The organism is Sulfitobacter profundi, from assembly GCF_042661425.1.
GTDB lineage: Bacteria > Pseudomonadota > Alphaproteobacteria > Rhodobacterales > Rhodobacteraceae > Sulfitobacter > Sulfitobacter profundi.
The window spans coordinates 1541371-1563033 of sequence record NZ_JBHSWA010000001.1 but is presented as its reverse complement, the minus strand read 5'-3'; the positions used below and the strand labels follow the sequence as shown (position 1 = coordinate 1563033).

At 61.3% G+C, this 21663-nt stretch carries 20 protein-coding genes and 4 pseudogenes; 11 read left to right on the top strand and 13 right to left on the bottom strand.

Annotated elements, in window-relative coordinates:
* Nucleotides 1-57 precede the first annotated feature (57 nt).
* From ACFQAU_RS08170 to ACFQAU_RS08155, 4 genes are read right to left on the bottom strand one after another with little or no spacing between them, the layout of a single operon-like run.
* Nucleotides 58-1095 (bottom strand): TRAP transporter substrate-binding protein, encoded by a 1038-nt coding sequence (locus ACFQAU_RS08170; protein ID WP_067627959.1) that lies wholly within the window; start codon nucleotides 1093-1095, stop codon nucleotides 58-60.
* Nucleotides 1096-1145: 50 nt separating this feature from the next.
* Nucleotides 1146-2471, bottom strand: coding sequence for a TRAP transporter large permease (locus tag ACFQAU_RS08165; protein WP_067916408.1), 1326 nt, complete (start codon nucleotides 2469-2471; stop codon nucleotides 1146-1148).
* Nucleotides 2471-3037, bottom strand: a complete 567-nt coding sequence (locus tag ACFQAU_RS08160) for a TRAP transporter small permease subunit (protein WP_132443990.1) — start codon at nucleotides 3035-3037, stop codon at nucleotides 2471-2473. The genes ACFQAU_RS08165 and ACFQAU_RS08160 overlap by 1 nt, the downstream gene beginning before the upstream one ends.
* On the bottom strand, nucleotides 3034-3813 hold the full coding sequence (locus tag ACFQAU_RS08155; protein ID WP_132443989.1) for an N-formylglutamate amidohydrolase: 780 nt from the start codon (nucleotides 3811-3813) through the stop codon (nucleotides 3034-3036). The genes ACFQAU_RS08160 and ACFQAU_RS08155 overlap by 4 nt, the downstream gene beginning before the upstream one ends.
* A gap of 118 nt (nucleotides 3814-3931) precedes the next feature.
* Between ACFQAU_RS08155 and ACFQAU_RS08150 the strand changes: the two are divergent.
* From ACFQAU_RS08150 to ACFQAU_RS08130, 5 genes and pseudogenes are all read left to right on the top strand, one after another.
* Nucleotides 3932-4803 (top strand): annotated as a pseudogene (locus ACFQAU_RS08150) (MurR/RpiR family transcriptional regulator).
* A gap of 134 nt (nucleotides 4804-4937) precedes the next feature.
* Entirely contained in the window at nucleotides 4938-5990 is a 1053-nt protein-coding gene (gene nadA / locus ACFQAU_RS08145; RefSeq protein WP_132443988.1) for a quinolinate synthase NadA, read from the top strand.
* 11 nt (nucleotides 5991-6001) lie between these two features.
* Nucleotides 6002-7563 (top strand): annotated as a pseudogene (locus ACFQAU_RS08140) (L-aspartate oxidase).
* Nucleotides 7560-8405: a carboxylating nicotinate-nucleotide diphosphorylase gene (nadC, locus tag ACFQAU_RS08135; RefSeq protein ID WP_132443986.1), complete on the top strand. Its 846-nt coding sequence runs from the start codon at nucleotides 7560-7562 to the stop codon at nucleotides 8403-8405. The pseudogene ACFQAU_RS08140 and the gene nadC overlap by 4 nt, the downstream one beginning before the upstream one ends.
* A 45-nt stretch (nucleotides 8406-8450) precedes the next feature.
* The gene (locus tag ACFQAU_RS08130) at nucleotides 8451-8900 is read left to right on the top strand and encodes a GNAT family N-acetyltransferase (protein WP_132443985.1); all 450 of its coding nucleotides are present in this window, start codon (nucleotides 8451-8453) and stop codon (nucleotides 8898-8900) included.
* Here the strand turns inward: ACFQAU_RS08130 and ACFQAU_RS08125 are convergent.
* From ACFQAU_RS08125 to ACFQAU_RS08115, 3 genes are read right to left on the bottom strand one after another with little or no spacing between them, the layout of a single operon-like run.
* Nucleotides 8890-10395, bottom strand: coding sequence for a heme biosynthesis protein HemY (locus ACFQAU_RS08125; RefSeq protein ID WP_120349828.1), 1506 nt, complete (start codon nucleotides 10393-10395; stop codon nucleotides 8890-8892). The two genes, ACFQAU_RS08130 and ACFQAU_RS08125, sit on opposite strands and share 11 nt — an antisense overlap.
* Before the next feature lie 10 nt (nucleotides 10396-10405).
* On the bottom strand, nucleotides 10406-11986 hold the full coding sequence (locus tag ACFQAU_RS08120; protein ID WP_240791556.1) for a hypothetical protein: 1581 nt from the start codon (nucleotides 11984-11986) through the stop codon (nucleotides 10406-10408).
* 49 nt (nucleotides 11987-12035) lie between these two features.
* Nucleotides 12036-12653, bottom strand: coding sequence for a uroporphyrinogen-III synthase (locus tag ACFQAU_RS08115; protein ID WP_386281580.1), 618 nt, complete (start codon nucleotides 12651-12653; stop codon nucleotides 12036-12038).
* A 65-nt stretch (nucleotides 12654-12718) separates the two neighbouring features.
* Here ACFQAU_RS08115 and tsaD point away from each other — a divergent pair.
* From tsaD to ACFQAU_RS08095, 4 genes and pseudogenes are all read left to right on the top strand, one after another.
* Nucleotides 12719-13932: pseudogene (gene tsaD / locus ACFQAU_RS08110) on the top strand (tRNA (adenosine(37)-N6)-threonylcarbamoyltransferase complex transferase subunit TsaD).
* Entirely contained in the window at nucleotides 13929-14882 is a 954-nt protein-coding gene (locus ACFQAU_RS08105) for an NAD(P)H-dependent glycerol-3-phosphate dehydrogenase (RefSeq protein WP_132443983.1), read from the top strand. The pseudogene tsaD and the gene ACFQAU_RS08105 overlap by 4 nt, the downstream one beginning before the upstream one ends.
* A 1-nt stretch (nucleotide 14883) precedes the next feature.
* A complete protein-coding gene (locus tag ACFQAU_RS08100) occupies nucleotides 14884-15156 on the top strand; it encodes a YciI family protein (protein ID WP_132443982.1) in 273 nt (90 codons plus the stop codon).
* Nucleotides 15156-15575: an EVE domain-containing protein gene (locus ACFQAU_RS08095; protein ID WP_120349824.1), complete on the top strand. Its 420-nt coding sequence runs from the start codon at nucleotides 15156-15158 to the stop codon at nucleotides 15573-15575. The genes ACFQAU_RS08100 and ACFQAU_RS08095 overlap by 1 nt, the downstream gene beginning before the upstream one ends.
* Nucleotides 15576-15842: 267 nt before the next feature.
* Here the strand turns inward: ACFQAU_RS08095 and ACFQAU_RS08090 are convergent, their stop codons facing one another.
* The 4 genes from ACFQAU_RS08090 to ACFQAU_RS08075 all read right to left on the bottom strand — a co-directional run bounded on the left by ACFQAU_RS08090 (nucleotide 15843) and on the right by ACFQAU_RS08075 (nucleotide 19271).
* Entirely contained in the window at nucleotides 15843-16184 is a 342-nt protein-coding gene (locus tag ACFQAU_RS08090; protein ID WP_120349823.1) for a DUF2853 family protein, read from the bottom strand.
* A gap of 189 nt (nucleotides 16185-16373) precedes the next feature.
* Complete coding sequence (locus ACFQAU_RS08085; protein ID WP_132443981.1) at nucleotides 16374-17285, bottom strand: PRC-barrel domain-containing protein; 912 nt, start codon at nucleotides 17283-17285, stop codon at nucleotides 16374-16376.
* A 206-nt stretch (nucleotides 17286-17491) separates the two neighbouring features.
* A complete protein-coding gene (gene ahcY, locus ACFQAU_RS08080) occupies nucleotides 17492-18883 on the bottom strand; it encodes an adenosylhomocysteinase (protein WP_132443980.1) in 1392 nt (463 codons plus the stop codon).
* 85 nt (nucleotides 18884-18968) lie between these two features.
* Nucleotides 18969-19271: an S-adenosyl-L-homocysteine hydrolase gene (locus tag ACFQAU_RS08075; protein ID WP_240791555.1), complete on the bottom strand. Its 303-nt coding sequence runs from the start codon at nucleotides 19269-19271 to the stop codon at nucleotides 18969-18971.
* A 75-nt stretch (nucleotides 19272-19346) separates the two neighbouring features.
* Between ACFQAU_RS08075 and ACFQAU_RS08070 the strand changes: the two are divergent.
* Nucleotides 19347-19942 (top strand): annotated as a pseudogene (locus tag ACFQAU_RS08070) (HD domain-containing protein).
* An 85-nt stretch (nucleotides 19943-20027) separates the two neighbouring features.
* Nucleotides 20028-20417: a GNAT family N-acetyltransferase gene (locus tag ACFQAU_RS08065; RefSeq protein WP_386281569.1), complete on the top strand. Its 390-nt coding sequence runs from the start codon at nucleotides 20028-20030 to the stop codon at nucleotides 20415-20417.
* Here the strand turns inward: ACFQAU_RS08065 and ACFQAU_RS08060 are convergent.
* Together ACFQAU_RS08060 and ACFQAU_RS08055 are read right to left on the bottom strand one after the other, a co-directional pair.
* Nucleotides 20414-20962 (bottom strand): ActR/PrrA/RegA family redox response regulator transcription factor, encoded by a 549-nt coding sequence (locus tag ACFQAU_RS08060; protein WP_120349818.1) that lies wholly within the window; start codon nucleotides 20960-20962, stop codon nucleotides 20414-20416. The genes ACFQAU_RS08065 and ACFQAU_RS08060 overlap by 4 nt on opposite strands.
* A 52-nt stretch (nucleotides 20963-21014) precedes the next feature.
* Nucleotides 21015-21629 (bottom strand): SCO family protein, encoded by a 615-nt coding sequence (locus tag ACFQAU_RS08055; RefSeq protein ID WP_132443978.1) that lies wholly within the window; start codon nucleotides 21627-21629, stop codon nucleotides 21015-21017.
* Nucleotides 21630-21663: the final 34 nt, after the last annotated feature.

The window sequence follows — 21663 nt, the reverse complement described above, 5'->3', positions numbered from 1 at the left end:
TCAGTCCACTTCAAGAGGTAAGGCGGGGGCGCGTATAGCACGCCCCCGGTTGTCGGTTCAGCCGTTTGTGTAGGGCGGACCGGCTTTGTTGATAACGTCGTTATAGTCGCGGAAGATCTGCACGATCTTGGCGTGCACTTCGCCTTCTTCGGCGATCTCTGTCCAGAAGTCCTTGGCCGCGTTTTCGACCTCGGCCCATTCGTCGGCAGGCACGGTGCTGAGCTTGAGCTTGTCACCCTGTGCGCGCAGACGCGCCTCGCCGCCCCAGTACCATTGGTTGCGGTAGGTGTGGCCCGCTTCGATCCCCGCCATGACCAACTGCTTGAGGTGATCCGGCAGATCGGCCCATTGCTGCTGGTTGACGAAGAAGGAGCCAATCCAAGCACCTGAGATGTTGTTGGTCAGGAAGTAGTCGGTCACATCGGCCCAGCCGACGGTGTAGTCTTCGGTGATGCCCGACCACGCCATGCCGTCTAGCTCGCCGGTTTGCACCGCGACCTCGGCGTCCTCGTAGGGGATGTTCACCGGCACCACGCCGAACTTCGACAGGAAACGGCCCGCGGTGGGGAAGGTATAGAGCTTCAGACCGTCCAGATCGGCGACCGATTTGATCTCTTTGGTGGTGTTGAAGTTACAGGGGTCCTGCCCCGCAGCCGACAGCCATTCGACGCCGACCTTGGCGTATTCTTCTTTCCAGATGTCGGCCAACCCATATTGGTTGAACAGCACCGGTACGTCGAGAATGTGCTTGGTGGCAAAGGGGAAATAGCCGCCGAACTGCTGCAAGGGCGTGGGCGATGCCATGGAGTCGTCATCGGAATGCACCATGTCGATGGTGCCGCGCTGCATGGCTTGGAACAGCTCGCCGGTGGGCACGATCTGGTCGGCGTAAAACAGTTCGATCTCCATCTCGCCATTGGCGGCGGCGTTGATGTAATCGACGGCGGGTTTGGTCACCTGCTCGCCCAAGGCAGCACCGGCATAGGTCTGCATGCGCCATTTGATCGGCGCTTGGGCATGGACAATGGACGGCGCGGCAAGGGCCGCTGGGGCGGCGACGGCGGCCCCGGATAAGAACTTTCTGCGAGTGGTCATACGTCTCTCCTTTGTTGCAATATCAGGCCGTCTTTGCGCGGCTCTCGTTGTTATTTGTCGTAGATGTAATCCGGCAGCCAAGTCGCGATCTGCGGGAAGACCATGACGAGTATCAGCGCCAAGACCATCACCAGCACGAAGGGCGTGATCGAAGCATAGATGTCGCGCAGGGTAATCTCCGGCGGCGCCATGGCGCGCATCAGGAACAGGTTATAGCCAAACGGCGGCGTCATATAGGCGATCTGCGTGGTGATCGTGTACAGGATACCATACCAGATCAGATCAAAGCCCAGCGCACCGACGAGCGGCACATAAAGCGGGGCCACGATCACCAGCATCGCAGTGTCATCAAGGAAGGTGCCCATGATGATAAAGCTGAGCTGCATCATGATCAGGATCATCCAGGGGCTGAGGTTCATCTTCTCGGTAAAGAGGCTCTCAATCGCCTTGACCGCGCCCAGCCCGTCAAAGACCGCGCCAAAGGCCAAGGCGGCGAGGATGATCCACATGAACATGCAGGTGATGCCCAACGTGTTGCGCACCGAGTTCTCGAAAACCTCGCGGGTCATTCGGCCCTTCAGAACGGCGGCAAGAAAAGCCGCGCCTGCCCCAATGGCAGAGCTTTCCACAAGGCTGGTCCAGCCGCGCACAAACGGCACCATCATCACCGCAAAGATCACCAGCGGCAGGATGCCAGCCCGCAGCAGGCGCAGCTTTTCGGCGCGGGGGATGTCGCGATCTTCGGCTGAGAGGATGGGACCAAGCTCAGGGTTCATGCGGCACCGGATCACGATATAGGCAATGAACATCGCGGCCATCATCAGCCCCGGGATCACCCCCGCGAGCCACAGTTGCCCCACCGGCTGCCGCGCGATCATCGCGTAAAGCACCAGCACCACCGAGGGCGGCACGAGGATGCCAAGGCTCGACCCCGCTTGGATCACCCCCGTCACCATGCGCTTGTCATAGCCGCGTTTGAGAAGTTCCGGCAGCGCGATTGTCGAGCCAATCGCCATGCCTGCCACGCTCAGCCCGTTCATCGCCGAGATCAACACCATCAAGCCAATCGTCCCAATCGCCAGCCCGCCGCGCACGCCGCCCATCCAGACGTGGAACATCTTGTAAAGGTCATCGGCAATGCGGCTCTCGCTCAGCACATAGCCCATGAAAATGAACATCGGCAGGGTCAGCAGCGGATACCACTTCATCAGCTTCATCGCGGCGGCAAAGCCGATGTCATATCCGCCCTTGTCACCCCAAAGCAGCAGCGCCGAGACCACGGCGATAAAGCCGATGGCGCCAAACACCCGCTGGCCGGTCAGCAGCATCAGCATCATCGATGAGAACATCAATGTCGCAATCATTTCATAGGACATCAGATGGCCTCACCCTTGAGCCGCAGCACGTCTTTCAACAGCTCGGACAGACATTGCAGCAGCATCAGAAAGATACCGACGATCATCACGACCTTGATGGGCCAGAGGTAGGGCCGCCAAGCGGAACTGGATTTCTCCATATGGCCGATCTCTTCGGTCCCCGTGACCAACCCACCGAAAAAGCTAAACGGCTCGGTCCCCCAATAGCCCAGCGAATAGGCGGTGGAACTGACCGCCCCATAGAGCAGCACGCAGAGATAGAAGATCAGGAAGAAAACAGTGAACAGGTCAAACCACGCTTTGCGGCGGAGCGACCAATCGCCATAGAGCAGGTCCATCCGCACGTTCGAGCCCAGTTGGATCGAATAGGGCCCGCCCAAGATATAATAGCCCACCATCACAAACTGCGCCATTTCCAGCGTCCAAAGCGAGGGAACGAAAAACGCTTTGCTGACCGTCGACCACAAAAGCACCCCCATCAGGACAAAGATGCCATACATCATGATCCGCCCGATCCGTCGGTTCATCGCGTCGATGCCCCGGATATAGCCACGCATGAATTTCATGGTTTGGCGTCCTTCATCGCGTCATTCATTTCGGGCCGCATCAGCGCGGCACGCAACCAATTGCTGATCATCGCGGCCATCTGCTGTTGCTCGGCCTCGGTTGTGATCAGGTCATTACGGATCTCAAGCATGACATGCGGATGGCCATGCGCCAAACCGTGTTCCTTGAGCGTATGGGTTACCCCGTCTTGGGGGCCATAGGGCGCGTTGCGCTCGACCGTTAGGTCCGTGAACTCTGGCGCCACCGCCAGCATCGCATCCGCCAGCCGTGTGTCACTGTCATGCAGGATGCCAATTTCCACGCGGCGCGGTTTGCCGTGGTAGATGGGCGTGAAACTGTGCACCGTCACGATCGCGGGCGCATCGACCCGCTTGATCGTCGCGGCAAGGGTCGCGCGGAAGGGCTCGTAATAGCGCGTCACCCGCTCGGCCCGGCCCGCGTCATCAAGCGTGGCATTGCCGGGGATCGCGAAAATCTCGCTCTGGGCAGGCATCGCGCCGGGGGCTTCGGGCGGGCGGTTGCAGTCGTAAACAAGCCGCGAAACGCGCCCGGCAACCAGCACGGCGTCTAAATCCTGCGCCATCGTCTGCGCCACGGCCAGAGCGCCGGGATCCCACGCCACATGGCTTTCGCGGGCCGCAGCATCCAGACCAAGACCGTCAAAGCAGGCCGGTATCTCACGCGCCGCATGTTCGCAGACCAACACCAGCGGCGCCTTGGCTCCGGCGTTGATTACCTCGACGGCTTCATTCGAAAGATCTGTCTGCTCTGACACCTTGTCCCCCTCAGTTGATCAAACCTCATTCGGGCGGGGGCTTCTGTCAACAGAATAATGTCAAATTTATTACAACGCCGTTCAGTTTGTGTTATTACTCGTCAAAAGAGGGGCATCCATGGCTGAACCGACGCTGACCATTTCCGACCGTATCCAGCAAGAACTGGACCGGCTGACCCGTGCGGAACGCCAACTTGCCCATTCGATTCTTGAGAATTACCCCGCCTCTGGCCTCGGCCCGCTGACGGCGCTGGCCAAGGATGCCAATGTCTCTACCCCCACCGTGGCGCGAATGGTGCAAAAGCTGGGGTTCAAGGGCTACCCTGAGTTTCAGAACGAGTTGCGCGAAGAGCTAAAGGCCAAGGCCAAGAACCCCATCGCCAAACACGACACATGGACCGAAGGCGCGCCCTCGGGCCATGTGCTGAACCGTTTCACCGACGCGGTGATCGACAATATCCGTCATACCCTCGGCCAGATTGAACCGGCCACCTTTGATCGTGCCTGCGCCATGATCGCCGATACCGCGCACCCGCTTTATATTGTGGGCGGGCGCATCACGCATACGATGGCGGAATATCTGTTTCTGCACGCGCAGATCATCCGCCCGAAAGTGACCCATATCCAGTCCACCTCCAACGCATGGCCGCATTACCTCCTGGACGTGGGCGAAGGCGATGTTTTCGTCATCTTTGACGTGCGCCGCTATGAGAACAACACCCTGAAACTGGCTGAGATGGCCCATGCGCGGGGGCCAAGATCATCCTCTTTACCGACCAGTGGCGCTCTCCGGTGCATAGCCTTGCCGATATCTGTTTCTCCAGCCGGATCGTCGCGCCCTCGGCTTGGGACAGTGCGGCGGCGACGCTTTTGCTGGTGGAAAGCGTGATCTCGGCCATGCAGGACATCAACTGGGCCGACACCAAAGACCGGGCCGAGCGGCTGGAAGAGATGTTCGATCAGACCCGATTGTTCCGCAAATTCACCTGATCCACAAAGGCCGAGCGCCCTGTCATAAAGGGTATTGGCTTGCCCAAACCCCGCCAGTCGTCTATGGCCAGCACGCCGGGTGTGGTGTCCAGCGCGGTGCCGTGACACGCGCCAAGGCCGGAGGGGGACCGACCATGCGTGATGAAATCTTTTCGCCCAGCGAGCTTGAGAGCCATTATGACCTCGCGCCATCGCCAGCGCTGGCGGCTGAAATGGCCGATATCTACGCCAAGATGGACCGTGTCGTTTCGCCCCCCGATTGGGCCATTCACGCGCCCTATGTCGCCGCGATAAACAAGCTGAAAAAAGAGCGTAACGCGGTCATCCTCGCGCATAACTACATGACGCCTGACATCTACCACGGCATCGCCGATTTCGTGGGCGACAGTCTGCAACTGGCGATCAAAGCGACCGAGGTTGAGGCCGATGTGATCGTGCAATGCGGTGTGCATTTCATGGCCGAGACCTCGAAAATCCTGAACCCGTCGAAAACCGTGCTGATCCCCGACATGGAAGCCGGCTGTTCGCTGGCCGAAAGCATCACCGCCGAGGGTGTCGAACAGATGCGCGCGCAATACCCCGGCGCGCCGGTGGTGACTTACGTGAATACCACGGCCGAGGTAAAAGCCGCGTCGGACATCTGCTGCACCTCCTCCAACGCCGCGCAGATCGTCGCCGCGATGGAGAGCGACACGGTGATCATGACGCCCGACAAATACCTCGCTCAGAACATCGCCAAACAGGTGCCCGAGAAACGCATCGTCTGGTGGGACGGGGCCTGCATCGTGCACGAACGCTATACCGCCAAGGATATCGCCGATTACCGCGAGTGGAACCCCGACACCCGCATCATCGCGCACCCCGAATGCCCACCAGATGTGGTGGCCGAGGCTGATTTTTCGGGCTCGACCAGCGGCATTCTGGACTATGTGCACCGCGAGAAACCGGCGAAAGCGATGCTGGTCACCGAATGCTCCATGGCGTCGAACATCGCGGATGAGCTGCCCGAAGTCGATTTCGTCGGCCCCTGCAACATGTGCCCCTACATGAAGAAGATCACGCTCGAAAAGGTGCTATGGTCGCTGCACACCATGTCTGGCGCGGTCGAGGTCGAGGCGGAAGTCTCTGAAAAAGCGCGCGTCGCGGTGCAGCGGATGATCGACCTCTCCCGCGAACTCGGCCTCTGAGGGCCGCGCCGGTGCAAGAGATCACAACCGGCAGGATCATCATCGTTGGTGCGGGCCTCGGCGCGCTTTATGCCGCGCTTTGTCTTGCGCCGCGCCCCGTTTTGCTGATCTCGCCTGATCCCTTGGGATCAGGGGCCAGTTCCGCTTGGGCGCAGGGCGGGGTGGCCGCCGCGATGGCGCAGGCCGACAGCCCCGAGGCGCATGCGCTGGACACCATCGCCGCCGGTGCTGGCACGGTAGAAGCGCGCGTCGCGGCGACCGTGACGGAAGAGGCCAGCGCCCATATCATTGCCCTGACAGACTTTGGCACCGCTTTCGACCGCAGCGCCGATGGCGGCTATGTCATGTCCCGCGAGGCGGCGCATAGTTTCGCGCGTGTGGTGCGGGTGCAGGGCGATCAGGCCGGGGCCGAGATCATGCGCGCCTTGATCGAGCGGGTGCGCAATACCCCGTCGATCCAAGTGCTTGAAGGCGTGTTGGCGCGCGGATTGGACAGCGACGGCAGCAAAGTCACCGGCGTTGAGATTGAATTGGCCCGAGCCGAAGGCTCCGCCCCCGTCCTGCTGCGCGGCGCGGGGGTCTTGCTGGCGGGTGGCGGTTCGGGCGGGCTCTATGCGCTGACGACCAATCCGGCTCGCATTCGCGGGCAGGTGATCGGGATGGCGGCACGGGCAGGCGCGCTCATCGCCGATGCAGAATTCGTGCAGTTCCACCCCACCGCCATCGACTGCGGCGAAGACCCCGCCCCTTGGCAACCGAAGCCCTGCGCGGCGCCGGCGCGCATCTGATCAACAGCGAGGGGGCGCGGTTCATGACCGAGGTCCACCCGCTGGCCGAACTCGCCCCGCGTGACATCGTGGCCCGCGCGATCTTTGCCCAGACCCAAGCGGGCCAGCGCCCCATGCTCGACACCCGTGCGGCCTTGGGCCCTGCGGTGCTGGCCGAGTATCCCGCCGTCGCAGCCGCCTGTGCCCGCAACGGCATTGACCCGGTGATCCAACCGATCCCCGTGGCCGCCGCCGCGCATTACCATATGGGCGGCGTGGCCACGGATGCGCATGGGCGTTCCAGCCTCGCCGGGCTTTGGGTCTGTGGAGAGGCGTCTTCGACCGGGCTGCACGGCGCGAACCGGCTTGCATCGAACGGGCTGCTCGAAGCGCTGGTCTTTGCCCGCCGCGCGGCGCAGGACATGCTTGAGGAATGCAGCACCGGCGACAGCGGAACGGTGGCCCTGCCAGACCTGCCCGCTGGCGAAACACCCGCTGAGACCCTCGTCGCCCAGTTACGCCAAACCATGACCGCCCATGTCGGCGTTCTGCGCGATGCGGAAGGGCTCCAACGTGCCCTTGCCACGATTGCACAGATCGAAGCCGCACAACCCGACTGCGCCCAGCTGCAAAACATGACCGCCACCGCGACACTGATCACCGCCGCCGCCCTCGCGCGCCGCGAAAGCCGGGGCGCGCATTGCCGCACTGATTATCCTGACACGCTCCCCGAAGCCGCGCGCAGTTTTCTGACACTGGCCGAGGCGACCGCATTCCGCTCCAACCATGAGGAACTTCCCGCATGACCACCGCCCTGCCCGACCTGATCCTTGAGCCGCTGGTCCGCGCCGCGCTGATGGAAGACCTCGGCACCTATGGCGATGTCACCACGCGCAGCGTGATCCCCGAGGGCACGACTTATGCGGCGCAGCTGCGCGCCCGCGCAGAGGGCGTCGTCTCTGGCATGCAGATCGCACGGCTGGCCTTTCATCTCGTCGACCCATCGCTTGATGTTCGCACGCTGAAAGAAGACGGAAGCACGATCGCCAAAGGCGACACGCTGATGGAGATCGAAGGCTCTGCCGCCGCGATCCTGTCGGCAGAACGTGTGGCGTTGAACTTTGCCGGGCGGCTGTCGGGCATCGCCACGCTGACGGCAGCCTGCGTGGCCGAAACCGAGGGCACCGAGGCCCGCATCACCTGCACCCGCAAGACCACGCCGGGGCTGCGGATGGTCGAAAAACAGGCGGTGCTGCATGGCGGCGGGTTCAACCATCGCTTTTCCCTCTCGGATGCGATCCTGATCAAAGACAATCACATTGCGGCAGCCGGTGGCATTCGGCCTGTCTTGCAAGCAGTGAAAAGTAACGCCTCGCATATGATCCGCGTCGAGATCGAAGTCGACACGCTGGCGCAGCTTGAAGAGGTCTTGGACGAAGGCGGCGCGGATGTTGTGCTGTTGGACAATATGGACACAAAGACGCTGCTTCAGGCTGTGGAAATTGCCAATGGGCGCATCGTGCTTGAGGCTTCGGGTAACATGACCCTGCCCCGCCTGGCCGAGGTCGCGGCGACGGGGGTGCACTATATCTCCATGGGCGCGCTCACACATTCTGCGACAACGCTGGACCTTGGGCTGGATTTCTGAACCAACTGGCGCAAAGATCGCGCAGCCAGCGAAGGGAGCCCCGCCATGTCCGACCTTACCATCCGAACCGTGAAAGACCATGACCGCGCCGATTGGGAGCGGCTCTATCAAGGCTATGCCGAATTTTACAAAGTCGAGCAGACGCCAGAGATGCGCGCGCGGGTCTGGTCTTGGCTGCATGATCCGCTGACCGAAGTCGAAGGGCTGGTCTGCGAAGACGCCGAAGGACGGGTGATCGGCCTGACCCATTTCCGCCATTTCGCGCGCCCCTTGGCGGCGGCGACGGGCTGCTTCCTCGACGATCTATTCGTGGCTCCCGAAGCACGCGGCAGCGGGGCTGCCGACGCGCTGATCGGTGAGGTGAAAAAGATCGCCCAGAAACGCGGCTGGAGCCTCGTGCGCTGGATCACGGCCGAGGATAATTACCGCGGCCGTGGGGTGTATGACAAGCTGGCCACCCGGACCAACTGGGTCACCTACGACATCAAGCTGTAGGGTCAGGCGCCTTTTTCGGGGCCTCGGGATTGGTCGGCTCGTCTGGGTCAGTCACCAACTCTGCCTCTTCGATGTCGTCGGTCCGGGTTGTCAGCGCGCCTTCTGGCGGTGTCGTTTCCGGGGCACCGACGATCAGCGGCAGCATCTGCACACCGCTTGGCATGGCGACTTCCGAGAGCGGCGGGGTCTTCCATTCCAATGTGTCAAAGCTCTTGCAGTTTTCGCAGATCGGCTTCCATTCGGCGTGGATGTGGTGGCAATTCTCGCAAATCCACTGCGGCCCGCGCGAGACATTGAGCGCGCGTGTCAGCCAACCTTTGACCACCGTATCAGACGCGCCCTCACCCCGCTCGATCGCGGCCATCAGCGTGACGGAACGCGCGGAGGGATCGGTCTCAACCAGATTGCCAAGCGCACGGCGCGCTTCGGGGAAATCTTCGTTGGCGATGTGCAATTCGGCCAGCAGCATCTTGGTTTCGGGATGGTCGGGCTGTGATTTCGTCAGCGCGCGGAACCGTTTGATGCGCTGCTGCGGGGTCTCATCGGGCTGAACCTCGGCAAAGGCGGCGGCAAGGTCGGGGTGCGGGTGCACGCTCCACGCTTTTTGCAGCACTTTCGAGGCATAGCGCGGTTTGTCCTGCGCGATATAGCTGCGCGCGGCCATTACGGCGGCAGGCACCAGATCAGGCGACAGGCGGTTGGCTTCGATCGCGGCTTCGCGTGCTTCAATGCTGTTGCCCTCAGCGATGACTTCGCGGGCTTCCGACAGCGCCAGCACCGCATCGCGGCGTTTGTGAACATCACGTGGCAGGTGGCCGTTTTTGTACTTGGCCTGCAAGGTGCCGCGCGCGCCGGTCCAGTCATGCTTTTCGGCCTGCAACTTCAGCAGCGTATCGCCGGTTTCTTCGTGTTTGGGCTTCAGCGCGAAGGCCTTCTCGGCCAGTTTCAACGCGGTCTCGGTATCCCCATCGGCCAGCTTTTGTTTCATGATGCCACGCACGCCGACGAAACGGGTCTTTTCGTCTTCGACCAGCTTGCGATAGGTCCGCTCTGCCTTGCGGCGGTCGCCTGCAAGCTCTGCGGCCTGCGCAGTCAGCAGATTGGTCAGCGCCGGGCGTTTGAGATAGCGGTCCGCCTTGGCGGCCTTGGCCATCGCAACCTGCCCCTCACCGCTGGCCAGCGCCATCAGCCCGTCCGACAGCGCCTCATAGCCCTTCCGTTCGCGGTTGCGGTCAAAGTAGCGCGACAGGGCGGTCTCATCCCCGTTCAGGAAATGCCAGACCGCCGACAGCAGCGCCACGATCTTGAGCAGCACCCAGACCGCGAACATCAAAAGCAAAACGGCGATGACCGATTGCAGCGGCCCGAGGGTATATTCGGTGCCCGCCACGGTCAGTTGAATGCCGCCCTCGCTTTCCAGCAAGAAGCCCGCACCCCATGCCAAAGCGGCGACGAGCACGACGAAAAGAACGATTTTAATAAGAGACCAGAGCATTTTTCGTTCCTCAGTTGGCCGTCAGGCGTTGGGAGAGTTCATTGGCGGCGGTTTCAGCCGCCTGACGCGCGCGGGCATCGGCAAGCCATTCCGCCATCGCGTCCTGCGCAGGGGCCGGCAGCGTTTCGATCTCGGCCAGCGCATCGGTCAAACGGCCATCGCGCACCGCCGCTTCAGCGCGGGAGAGGACAGCATCGGGGTCCGTCCCTTCGCGGGGCGCGACCGAGCGGGCACCAAGCTGCCGTTTCAGGAAGCTGCCAAAGCCGCCTTCGCCTTCTTCCGGCACGGCGGCACGGGCGGTGGCCAAGGCCTGCCGCGCGGCGTCGGGATAACGCGCCTGCAGATTGGCGAGGGTGACCACACCGCCCGCAGCGGTCTCAGTCAGCGCTTGAGGAATGTTCTCAACCCCGGCTTCCTGCAACTCGGCCAGCGCGGCCTCAAAGGGGCGTCCGGCGCTGATCGCGGCGTTCATCTGGGTGATGCCGGTCTGGGCGCGGGCCGCTTCTGCAGCGGCGGCGGTCGCCTCTTCGGCGGTTTGGGCGTTATCCAGCAGGCTTTCGATTTCGCGGCGCTGCTCAGCGACAGAGACGCGCAGGGCTTCCATTTCACGCTCAAAGGCCGCGACTGCAATCTCGTTTTCGCCACCGCTTACGGGCTGTTTCTCAACCGTGGTGAGGCGGCTGTCGATCTCGGCCAATTGGCTTTGAAGCGCCGAGAATTCTTCGCGTGCGGCGGTCAACTCTGCGCTGAGCGCGTCGACCTGCGGCAGGCTTTCCGGTAGGGCCGCAGGCTCATCAGCGCGGGCTTCCAAGTCTGCGATGCGGGCCTGCTGCGCTTCGATCGCGTTTTGCAATTCCGCAGCCCCCTGCGCGCGGGTGCCAAGAACGTCGTATTCCGATGCGGCAAACCCCAGTCCGGCGGCAATGGCCCCACCGAGCAGCATGGGGAAAAACACGCTCCGCCTGCGCTCCTTCGGCGCGGGCGCGGGGGTCGGTGTCGGGGTTGGCTTGGGGGTCGTAGCGCTTGGCTTTTCGGTCTTGGTCGGCGCGGGCTTCGACGTGCTGTCACCCGGCTTAGACGCGGCTGCCGACGCCCGCGAAGGCGCAGGATCGGTCGCTGGTTTGTCGTGGGAAACCGGTTTGTCCTTGGGCGCAACGACGCTGGACGTTGGTTTAGGGTCATCCTTGGGCAAGGGCGTCTTTGGTGTCGTATCTTTGGCGGTAGAGGCGCTCTCCGCCTTAGCCGGTGCCTTGTCATCACGCTTGACCGCGTCGCTTGCAGCGGTCGGCTTCGCCGTGGCTTTCTCCGCTGCGGGCGCAGTGTCCCGCACGGGCAGAGTGCTGGTTGTTTTGCCCGGCTCGGTTTTGCCCAAGTCGGTTTGCCCGGGCTCGGCTTTCGCTGCGTCCGGTTTGACATCTTCGGTCTTCAGCGCGTCGGGTTTCACCGTGTCCGTACCCTTGGCATCGGTCTCGGATGGTTTCGGCGCGTCAGCTTTCTCTGCCGCTACTGCCTTATCCGCCTGCGGGGGCGTCTGTTCGGCCGTGGTCTTGTCCGCTTCGCTTTTGCTGACCGTCTTTTTGGGTTTTGCCACGCCGTACGCCTTTCGATTCTGAACCTATCATCCGCTCGCAGTGGCGAGCTTACCCGGCATACCTATGCCCCTCAAGGCAAGGTGGTGCAGCGGAAAAGTTTTTCAACGGCCTCCGCCATGGCTTCGCCAGTGGGTTCCGCAGCGACATCATGCGCATAGAGCGGCAGAGCTTCAAGCGCCTGCGCGGCGGCGGGGCTGATCGACAGGGCGATGACCCGCTCTGTGCAACTGGCCTCGCGGGCGAAATGCTGCGCGCTGCGGGGGAAAAGAGCGGCACGATGACAGGACTTGGCCCATTTAAAAGGGTTTGCGCCGCGGCGGAGAGCGGCAAAAGGTTCTGTTCATAGATCGTCGCGACATCAACGGTCAGACCCGAAGCGCCTAAAATTGCAGCAACATCCGCCCGCCGATGGCGTCCGGCAAGGTGCAAGAGCGGGCCAATCTGCGGCTGCCCCGAGAGGGTCGCGATCAGCGTTTGGGCATCCAGCCCGGCCATCTGCGCCTGCCAGCCCGCTTTCGCTGCCGCCGCCGTGGTCTGCGGGCCGACACAAAAGGCGGGCCGCCCGTCCCCCTTTGGCGCATGGGCCACACCATTGGCCGAGGTAAAGATCACCCCGGCGAAGGGCGCGAGATCGACCTCTACACCGGTCGGGGCAATCTCGATCAAGGGGAAATCACCGCCCCGTCCCGCAGCGCGGGCGAGAGCCGATCCAGAAACTGCGCGGCACCGGGATGTGGACGTGTCAGAAGCAATCTTGGCTGTGGCATCGCAAGGCTCCGGCATTGTTTGCGCGTGATAGCGGTGTTACCTGCGGTACAGGTGCCTTGCAACGGAAAGCCCCCATGCCCTCTACCCAACCTCAGACCCGCTTGATCCTTGGTTTGGAAAGCAGTTGCGACGATACCGCTGCCGCCGTGGTGCGTATGGGTGAGGATGGGCGCGGCACGGTGCTGGCCTCGGTCGTCGCAGGGCAGACCGAGCTGCACGCTGACTTCGGCGGTGTCGTTCCCGAAATTGCGGCTCGCGCCCATGCGGAAAAACTGGATCACTGTGTCGAAGAGGCCTTGGCCGAGGCCGGGATCAGCCTGCCGCAGATCGATGCCATCGCCGTCACTGCGGGGCCGGGGCTGATCGGCGGGGTTGTCTCAGGCGTGATGTGTGCCAAGGGACTTTCGGCAGCGACGGGCAAACCGCTTTATGGGGTGAACCATCTGGCGGGCCACGCCCTGACGCCGCGGCTGACCGATGATGTGCCCTATCCCTATCTGATGTTGCTGGTGTCGGGCGGACATTGCCAGTTTCTGCTGGTGCGCGGGCCGGAGAGTTTTGACCGTCTTGGCGGCACCATTGATGACGCGCCGGGCGAAGCCTTTGACAAGGTTGCGCGGCTGTTGGGTCTGCCGCAGCCCGGGGGCCTTCGATTGAAAAATGCGCGCAGGAGGGCGAGCCCAATCGCTTCGCCCTGCCGCGCCCGTTGTTGGATCGTGACGGCTGCGACATGTCCTTTTCGGGCCTGAAAACCGCCGTGCTGCGCGCTCGCGATAAATCCGTGGCAGAGCGTGGCGGGCTGACCCGACAAGATCAGGCGGATCTGGCGGCAGGGTTTCAGGCTGCCGTGGTGGATGTGCTTGCCCATAAGACGCGCCGCGCCTTTGCGGAGTATCCGGCAGAGGGTGCGCGGGGCCTTTGTGTGGCAGGCGGGGTGGCGGCAAACAAGTCCATCCGTGCCGCGTTAGAGACTGTTGCAGCGGAACAGCAGGCGCTTTTCGTCGCTCCGCCGCTGGCGCTTTGCACCGATAACGCCGCGATGATCGCCTTCGCTGCTGGAGAGCAAGCCGCCCTGCGCGGGGCCGATGATCTGACACTCTCGGCACGTCCACGCTGGCCGCTGGATACCGCACGGCCTTCGATGCTGGGCAGTGGCAAGAAGGGGGCCAAGGCATGAGCGTTTCCGTCCTTGGCGCAGGGGCATTCGGCACGGCGCTGGCAATCTCGCTGGCGGGCAAAGGGCCGGTGACGCTTTGGGCGCGCGATGCGGGGGATATGGCCAAGCGCCGTGAGAATACCAAACGCCTGCCGGGGTGCCCTTTCCCTGATACGCTCACGGTAACCGATAGCCTTGACCAAGCGAGCGCGGCCAAGATCCTGTTGCTGGCCGTGCCGATGCAACGGCTGCGCAGTGTCTTGGAAGACCACAAAGGCGCGCTTCACGGGAAACATCTGGTGGCCTGCTGCAAGGGGATCGAACTCAGCAGCGGTGTCGGACCGGTGAGCGTGATCACCCAAACCATCCCCGATGCCACGGCCGCGATCCTGACGGGGCCAAGCTTTGCCGCTGATATCGCCCGCGGCTTGCCCACCGCGCTGACCTTGGCCTGTGGCGATGCGGCGGCGGGCAAATACCTGCAAGCGGAACTGACCACGGCGAACCTGCGGCTCTACCGCACCACGGATACCATTGGCGCGGAACTGGGCGGGGCGCTGAAGAACGTCGTCGCCATCGCGAGCGGGGCCGCGATTGGGGCGGGGCTGGGGGAAAGCGCGCGGGCCGCGCTGATGACGCGCGGCTATGCCGAAATGCAGCGCCTCGCCGCGCATCTGAAGGCGGAGCCGACAACGCTGGCCGGGCTTTCGGGCTTTGGCGATCTGACGCTGACCTGCACCTCAGAGCAATCGCGCAACTACCGGCTGGGCCAATCGCTGGGCCAAGGCACGCCGTTTGACCCGTCGACCACGGTCGAAGGAGCCGCCACCGCGCGCGCTGTGGATGCACTTGCCTGCGAGGCTGCGCTCGATATGCCGATTACACGTGCGGTTGCCGGGCTGCTCGACAACCAGTTAGATGTGGCTGGCGCCATGAAATTACTACTGACCCGCCCCCTAAAGGAAGAATGATATGTTTGTTGCCCTGACCGCCCATGACAAAGCCGATGGCCTGCCGATCCGTCAGGAAAACCGGCCCGACCATTTGGCCTATCTCAAATCCAGCGATGCCGTAGCCCAAGCTGGCCCGCTGCTGAATGCCGAAGGCGGCATGATCGGCTCGCTCATCATTCTGGATGTGCCAGATATGGCCGGAGCCGAGGATTGGGCCGCGCATGACCCCTATGCCAAGGCCGGTCTGTTCCAAAGCGTGACCCTGACCCATTGGAACCGGGTGATCGGCTAATGGCCTATTGGTTGTTCAAATCCGAACCCGCAACATGGAGCTGGGCCGACCAAAAGGCCAAAGGTGACGCGGGCGAGGAATGGGACGGCGTGCGCAACTATCAAGCGCGCAACTTCATGCGCGAGATGAAGGTTGGCGATCTGGGGTTCTTCTACCACTCTCAGAAAGACCGCGAGGTTGTCGGCATCGTCGAAGTCTGCGCAGAAGCGCATCCCGACAGCAGCACCGATGACCCGCGTTGGGAATGTGTGGATATCAAAGCGGTGCGGTCGTTCAGCCTGCCTGTGACACTGGATACGATCAAGGCCGACCCACGGCTGGAGGATATGGTGCTGGTGAAAAACTCCCGCCTCTCGGTGCAACCTGTGACCGAAGCGGAATGGGACCTTATCTGCGGTTTGGGTAAGACTGCGCCCTAGGGTCGGGCCCTGAGACCGGCCAAAATTAACGGTTGGGAAACGAAAAAGGGTTCCGGCACCCCGCCAGAACCCTTCTCACCCCATGTGCTCCCAAAACCACCACACATGTTCTTTAAACTCTTATCAGCGCATCAAGCCGATATAAGACTGATAGCAGAAGTCATTGAATTTCTCAACTTTCTACTGTGTCAAAGCCCCATCAAAAACGAAACGCGCGCTTAACCAAGCGCGCGTCCGAGGTAAAGTTTTGGTAAGTCTTTCCGGCGATTAGCCGTAGACCGACTCTTTGCCGAAATGTTTGACCAGCATGTAATAGACCACGGCGCGGTACTTGTTCCGCTCTGACCGGCCATAGGTTTCAATCACTTTCTGGATGCCGCCCATGAGGTGCTCATCATCCGGCAGGCCGAGTTTCTTGATAAGGAAGTTGTCCTTTACGGTGTTCAATTCAGCCGTATCACCGGCAGACACCGTTTGCGCGTCGGCGTTGTAGATCGACGGACCGCAACCAATGGTCACCTTGGTCAAAAGGTCCATATCCGGGTCCATGCCGCATTTATTCTTCAGGTCCTCGGCGTATTTCGCGATCCATTCGTCACGCTTGCCCATAAATCTCTCCAACAGTAACTTCGGCTTCAGGGGTTCCTGAAACCGGAGCCTAAGGCCATAACCCTGTTTTGCAAAAGATTTATTTCGCGACCCCGGCTGACTGCCCCCGTCGACCACGCCCGGCAGCCACGCCCCCATACGCAAAGAGGCGCCCGATGGGGCGCCTCTGAGTTCGATATCGCGGGTCGCTTAGGATGCGTCGTCAAGACGGACGTCGTCTTCGAGACCTTCGATTGTATCTTCATCAACTTCCGGCTGGGCTTCCAGCTCGGCTTTGGTCCAAGAGCTCAGCTTCAGGTCGTTTTCGGCGGCCATGGAGATTTCCTCAAGCGGCACGGCGACGGTGTGTTCGCCAAGGCCAAGGAAGCCACCCACACCAACGACAGCGGCATAGCCAGCGTCAGTTTTGATCACATAGTCGATGTCACCGATGGTGTCGCCATCCGCTTCGACGACGGTCAGGCCGACAAGATCACCCACAACCATACCGGAGAAGGCATTGCTCATGCCGGTGTCGGTGCGTGTGACGTCTGTTTCCATGTTCGCTTCGGTGTCCGAAGCGACATTCTCTTCCAGATCGGTCTCAGCTTCGCCTTCGATCTCGGCAGTCATTTCGCTGTCGATATCGGCGTCTTCATCGGCTGCCAGATCGGTGTCTGTCTCTGTTGTGACAGTGCCGCTGGTGTCGGTGCTCAGGGTCGAGTTCGACTCTGAATCCGAGTTCCCGGCCAGATCGGCTTCGGCATCCGTCGACGGGGTCACGCCATCGGTTTCGGCGGTCAGCTCCGCTTCGTTGTCGACTTCGGTATCACCTTCGATTTCCGCGCTCTCCGTCGGGGCGGTCAGAATCTCGTCGGTTTTGTTGGGGTCGTTGGTTCCCTCGTAATCGTCAGAATTCTCACGCGACATCTCAGCGGTTTGCTCGGCCTGTTTCTCAACAGTGGCGGTCAAATCGTTGGCGGTGTCGCTTACGCTCTCACCCGAGATTGTGGCCTCGGCCTCTGCTGCTGCACCGGCTTCGGTGTCGGCAGTCTGAGCGAATGCGGTGCCCGCAGTCAGTGCAAGGGCGGCGACGGTGGATTTCAGGAATGTACGTTTCATTTTCGATACTCCTTTTCAGTGGTCTGGGGAAGAAACACCGCCCGGGTGACTATGTTCCGCCCGCCATTTGCTACCGGCAGATATGTGCTTGAATCCGCCGATGGGCCGCATTTCCTGAGGAGTTTCAGAACTTTAATACAAAAACGCCGCCCCGACGGTCTGCGGGGCGGCGTTGAAACCTTACCAAAGAGGGAACTCTTTGCGATTTAGTAGCGGTAATGCTCGGGCTTGAACGGGCCTTCAGGCGTCACACCGATATAGGCGGCCTGTTCCGGGTTCAGTTTCGAAAGCTTCACGCCGATCCGGTCCAGATGCAGACGGGCGACTTTTTCATCCAGATGTTTGGGCAGGATATAAACGTCGTTGCCGTATTTGTCGGTGTTCTCCCACAGTTCGATCTGCGCCAACACTTGGTTGGTAAAGGAGGCGGACATCACGAAGGACGGGTGCCCGGTGGCATTGCCAAGGTTCAGCAGACGCCCTTCGGAGAGCAGGATCAGACGATTGCCGTTCGGCATCTCGATCATATCCACCTGTTCTTTGATGTTGGTCCACTTGTGGTTCTTCAGCGCGGCAACTTGGATTTCATTGTCGAAGTGGCCGATGTTGCCAACAATCGCCATGTCCTTCATCTCGCGCATATGCTCGATGCGGATCACGTCTTTGTTGCCGGTGGTGGTGATGAAGATATCGGCAGTTGCCACGACATCTTCCAGCAGCACGACTTCAAAACCGTCCATCGCTGCTTGCAACGCGCAGATGGGATCGACTTCGGTGACCTTGACGCGCGCGCCAGCACCGCTCAGCGACGCGGCAGAGCCTTTGCCCACATCGCCATAGCCCATGACGACAGCAACCTTACCGGCCATCATCGTGTCGGTGGCGCGGCGGATACCGTCCACGAGGCTCTCTTTACAGCCGTATTTGTTATCGAACTTCGACTTGGTGACAGAGTCGTTCACATTGATCGCGGGGAAGGGCAGTTGACCTTGCTTCACCAGATCATAAAGACGGTGCACGCCGGTGGTGGTTTCTTCGGATACGCCTTTGATCTGCTCGCGCATCTTGGTGAACCAGCCGGGGCTTTCCGCCATACGCTTTTTGATCTGAGCAAAGATCGCTTCTTCTTCCTCAGATTTGGGAATGGCGATCAGATCGTCTTCGCCGTTTTCAACCCGTGCGCCCAAAAGGATATAGAGCGTCGCATCGCCGCCATCGTCGAGGATCAGGTTCGGGCCTTCGGGGAACATGAAGGATTTGTCGAGGTAATCCCAATGCTCAACCAGTGACTGGCCTTTGATCGCGAAGACCGGAACGCCTGATTCAGCAATCGCCGCAGCAGCGTGGTCTTGGGTCGAGAAGATGTTACAAGACGCCCAACGCACATCGGCACCAAGCGCGACCAGTGTTTCAATCAAAACGGCTGTCTGGATGGTCATGTGCAACGATCCGACAATCCGCGAGCCTTTCAGCGGTTTGCTCTCACCGTATTCATCGCGCAGCGCCATCAGGCCCGGCATCTCGGTCTCGGCGATGTCCAGCTCTTTGCGCCCGTAGGCCGCCAGATTGATATCCTTAACAATATAGTCGTGGGCCATGCGGCGCTCCTGTTTGAAGTGTTGCAGGGCGGTTAGCACCTTCGCCGCGAATTCTCAATGTGAATGGGGAATGACCCCCGCAGGGTCAACGCTGAAGAGCGGCCAGTTGCTTATCGCCCGAGAGTCCCGCCATCCAGTCATCGCCTTGGGCCAGCACACAGGCATTGCCGTCGGCCAATGTCTTGACCAAGGTCCATGTGCCCGATTGATCCGACGCCCAGAGTTGGCTGTTGTCGTCCCGCTGACCCGGCACAGGCTCTTCGCCGTACCAATCGATCAGAGCCGACTTCATTTCCTTGGCGGGCATGCAGACTTCTTCCGCCTGCGCGGCACCTGCGAGGGTGGCCAAGGTAACTGCAAGTATCGTACCGGAAAAAACGGGTTTCATGATTATCTCCTTCGTGGGATGAACAGGTTTGACAGGGATTTGTTCCCAAGGATCACGAGGTAAGGACTCCGGCGGATGGCGCAGAAACCACGTGCATGGCAAAGGATGCTGTCAGGTCGACGGCTAGATCTGCTCGACCCCACCCCGGTCGATGTCGAGATCGAAGACATCGCCCATGGCTTGGCCTTTGTCGCGCGGTGGAACGGGCAGACGCGGGGCGACTATGCCTATTCGGTGGCCGAACATTCGCTATTGGTCGAAACGATATTTGCCCGGATCGCCCCCCGTGCGCCTGCGAAATGGCGCTTGGCCGCGCTGCTTCATGACGCACCGGAATATGTGATCGGGGACATGATCTCGCCCGTGAAGGCTGCTGTGGGGCCGGACTATCGCGCCTTGGATGACCGGCTGACCACTGCCGTGCATGTCCGGTTTGGCCTGCCTGCCAACTTGCCGGCGCGCGTCAAACAACAGATCAAAAAGGCGGATCGCGTCAGTGCTTGGATGGAGGCCAGCCAGATCGCAGGCTTTTCCGAAACCGAGGCGACGCGCTTTTTGGCCGCCCCGACGCGGCGCTGATGGAGGGGCTGGGCATCCTGCTGCGCCCACCGGTCGAGGTACGGGCCGAGTTTACCCAACGCCATGAGGCGCTGCTGCGCGAGATGGCGTGATCCATGTCCGCCGTGCCGGGGCGCTTGATACCCGCGCCTTGGCCGACTTGCTGAACGCGATCATCGCCAAGGGGGCACCACCGCCATGGTCACCCCCGTCACCCCGCGCGAGTTGCAAGGTTGGATGACCGCCTCGGACAGTGCATGGCACTTGGCCGAGGATGAGCGCGGCGCGCTGAAAGGCTTTCAGTACATTGAACCACACCCCGACCTGCCCAAGGGCGGCGTGGATGTCGCAACCTTTGTGCGGGTAGGAGAGACGGGTTTCGGCATCGGCTCAGCACTGTTTGAACAGACCAAGCAAGCTGCCCGTGACCTGGGCTATGCCCATATTCACGCGATCATCCGTGCCGATAACCTAGGCGGACTTGCCTATTACCAAAGCCGCGGTTTCGAAGATTTCCGCCGCCTGCCCAGTTGTACGCTGGCCGATGGCACCCGCGTCGATAAAATCTGGAAACGGTTCGAGCTTTAGCGCGGCGAGCGTTTTGCCAAGATGCGCTGCAAGGTACGCCGGTGCATGTTGAGCCGCCGCGCGGTTTCAGAAACATTGCGATCACAAAGCTCATAGACTCGCTGGATATGCTCCCACCGAACGCGGTCCGCGCTCATCGGGTTTTCCGGCGGCTCGGGCAGGTTGCCCCCGGTGGCTAGCAATGCGTTAACGATATCATTGGCATCTGCGGGCTTTGAAAGGTAATCTGTCGCGCCGCTTTTGACCGCAGCAACCGCCGTCGCAATCGCGCCATAGCCAGTCAGCACAACGACCCTTGCATCAGCACGTTTGTCGCGCAGCACTTCGACCACATCAAGACCGTTGCCATCCTGCAGGCGTAGATCGACCACGGCAAAGGCCGGGGGACGCGCGGTGGCGATGGCCTTGCCCGCCGCGACAGAGCCTGCAGTTTCCACCTCAAAGCCGCGTTTCTCCATCGCCTTGGCCAAGCGGCGCAGAAACGGCTCATCGTCATCGACCAAAAGCAAGCTGCGGTCTGGGCCTAAGTCGGAAATATCCTGCATCAATGTCCCCTCTTCTAGGCTAGTATGCGGCGGCTATGGCCGGGGGTCAATTTTACGTTTGGTCTATAAAGCAGCCGATGCTGTCGGCCATCTGCTCGGACCGCACTTCGCGGCGGAAAAAGTCGACGACGCCTTCTTCGGGCATGACCAGATAGCTGAAGGTCGAGTGATCGACGAGGTATTCGCCATTCTCATCTGCCGGGTGGGCCTTGTAGTAGGTGCGGTAAGCTTGGCTGGCTGCTTTGACTTGCTCAGGCGAGCCGGTCAGCCCCACCATACGCGGGTGCATCACCTCGGCAAAGTCGCCGACCACTTCGGGCGTGTCACGTGCCGGGTCGACGGTGATGAAAACAGGCGTGATGCTTTGGCCGCGCTCCTCCAGAATTTCGGTGGCGGCGGCGTTGCGGTCCACGTCCAGCGGGCAGACATCGGGGCAAGAGGTATAGCCGAAATAGAGCAAGGCAGGCTCGGTGATGACATCGGCATCGGTCACGGTTGCGCCCGCGCCGTTGACCAATTCGAACGGACCGCCAATATCGCCCCCCGCCACTTGGCTTGACCGGCAAGAGGCATAGGGATCATCTTCGCCGCGCAGCACCATAAAGGCCGTCCCGGCCAGAAATACCGCTGCAACCCCAACCGCACCAAATGCAATCATCTGTTTCATGTCAGTCCTTTGCGCCGATGGCCGCTCTTGATCG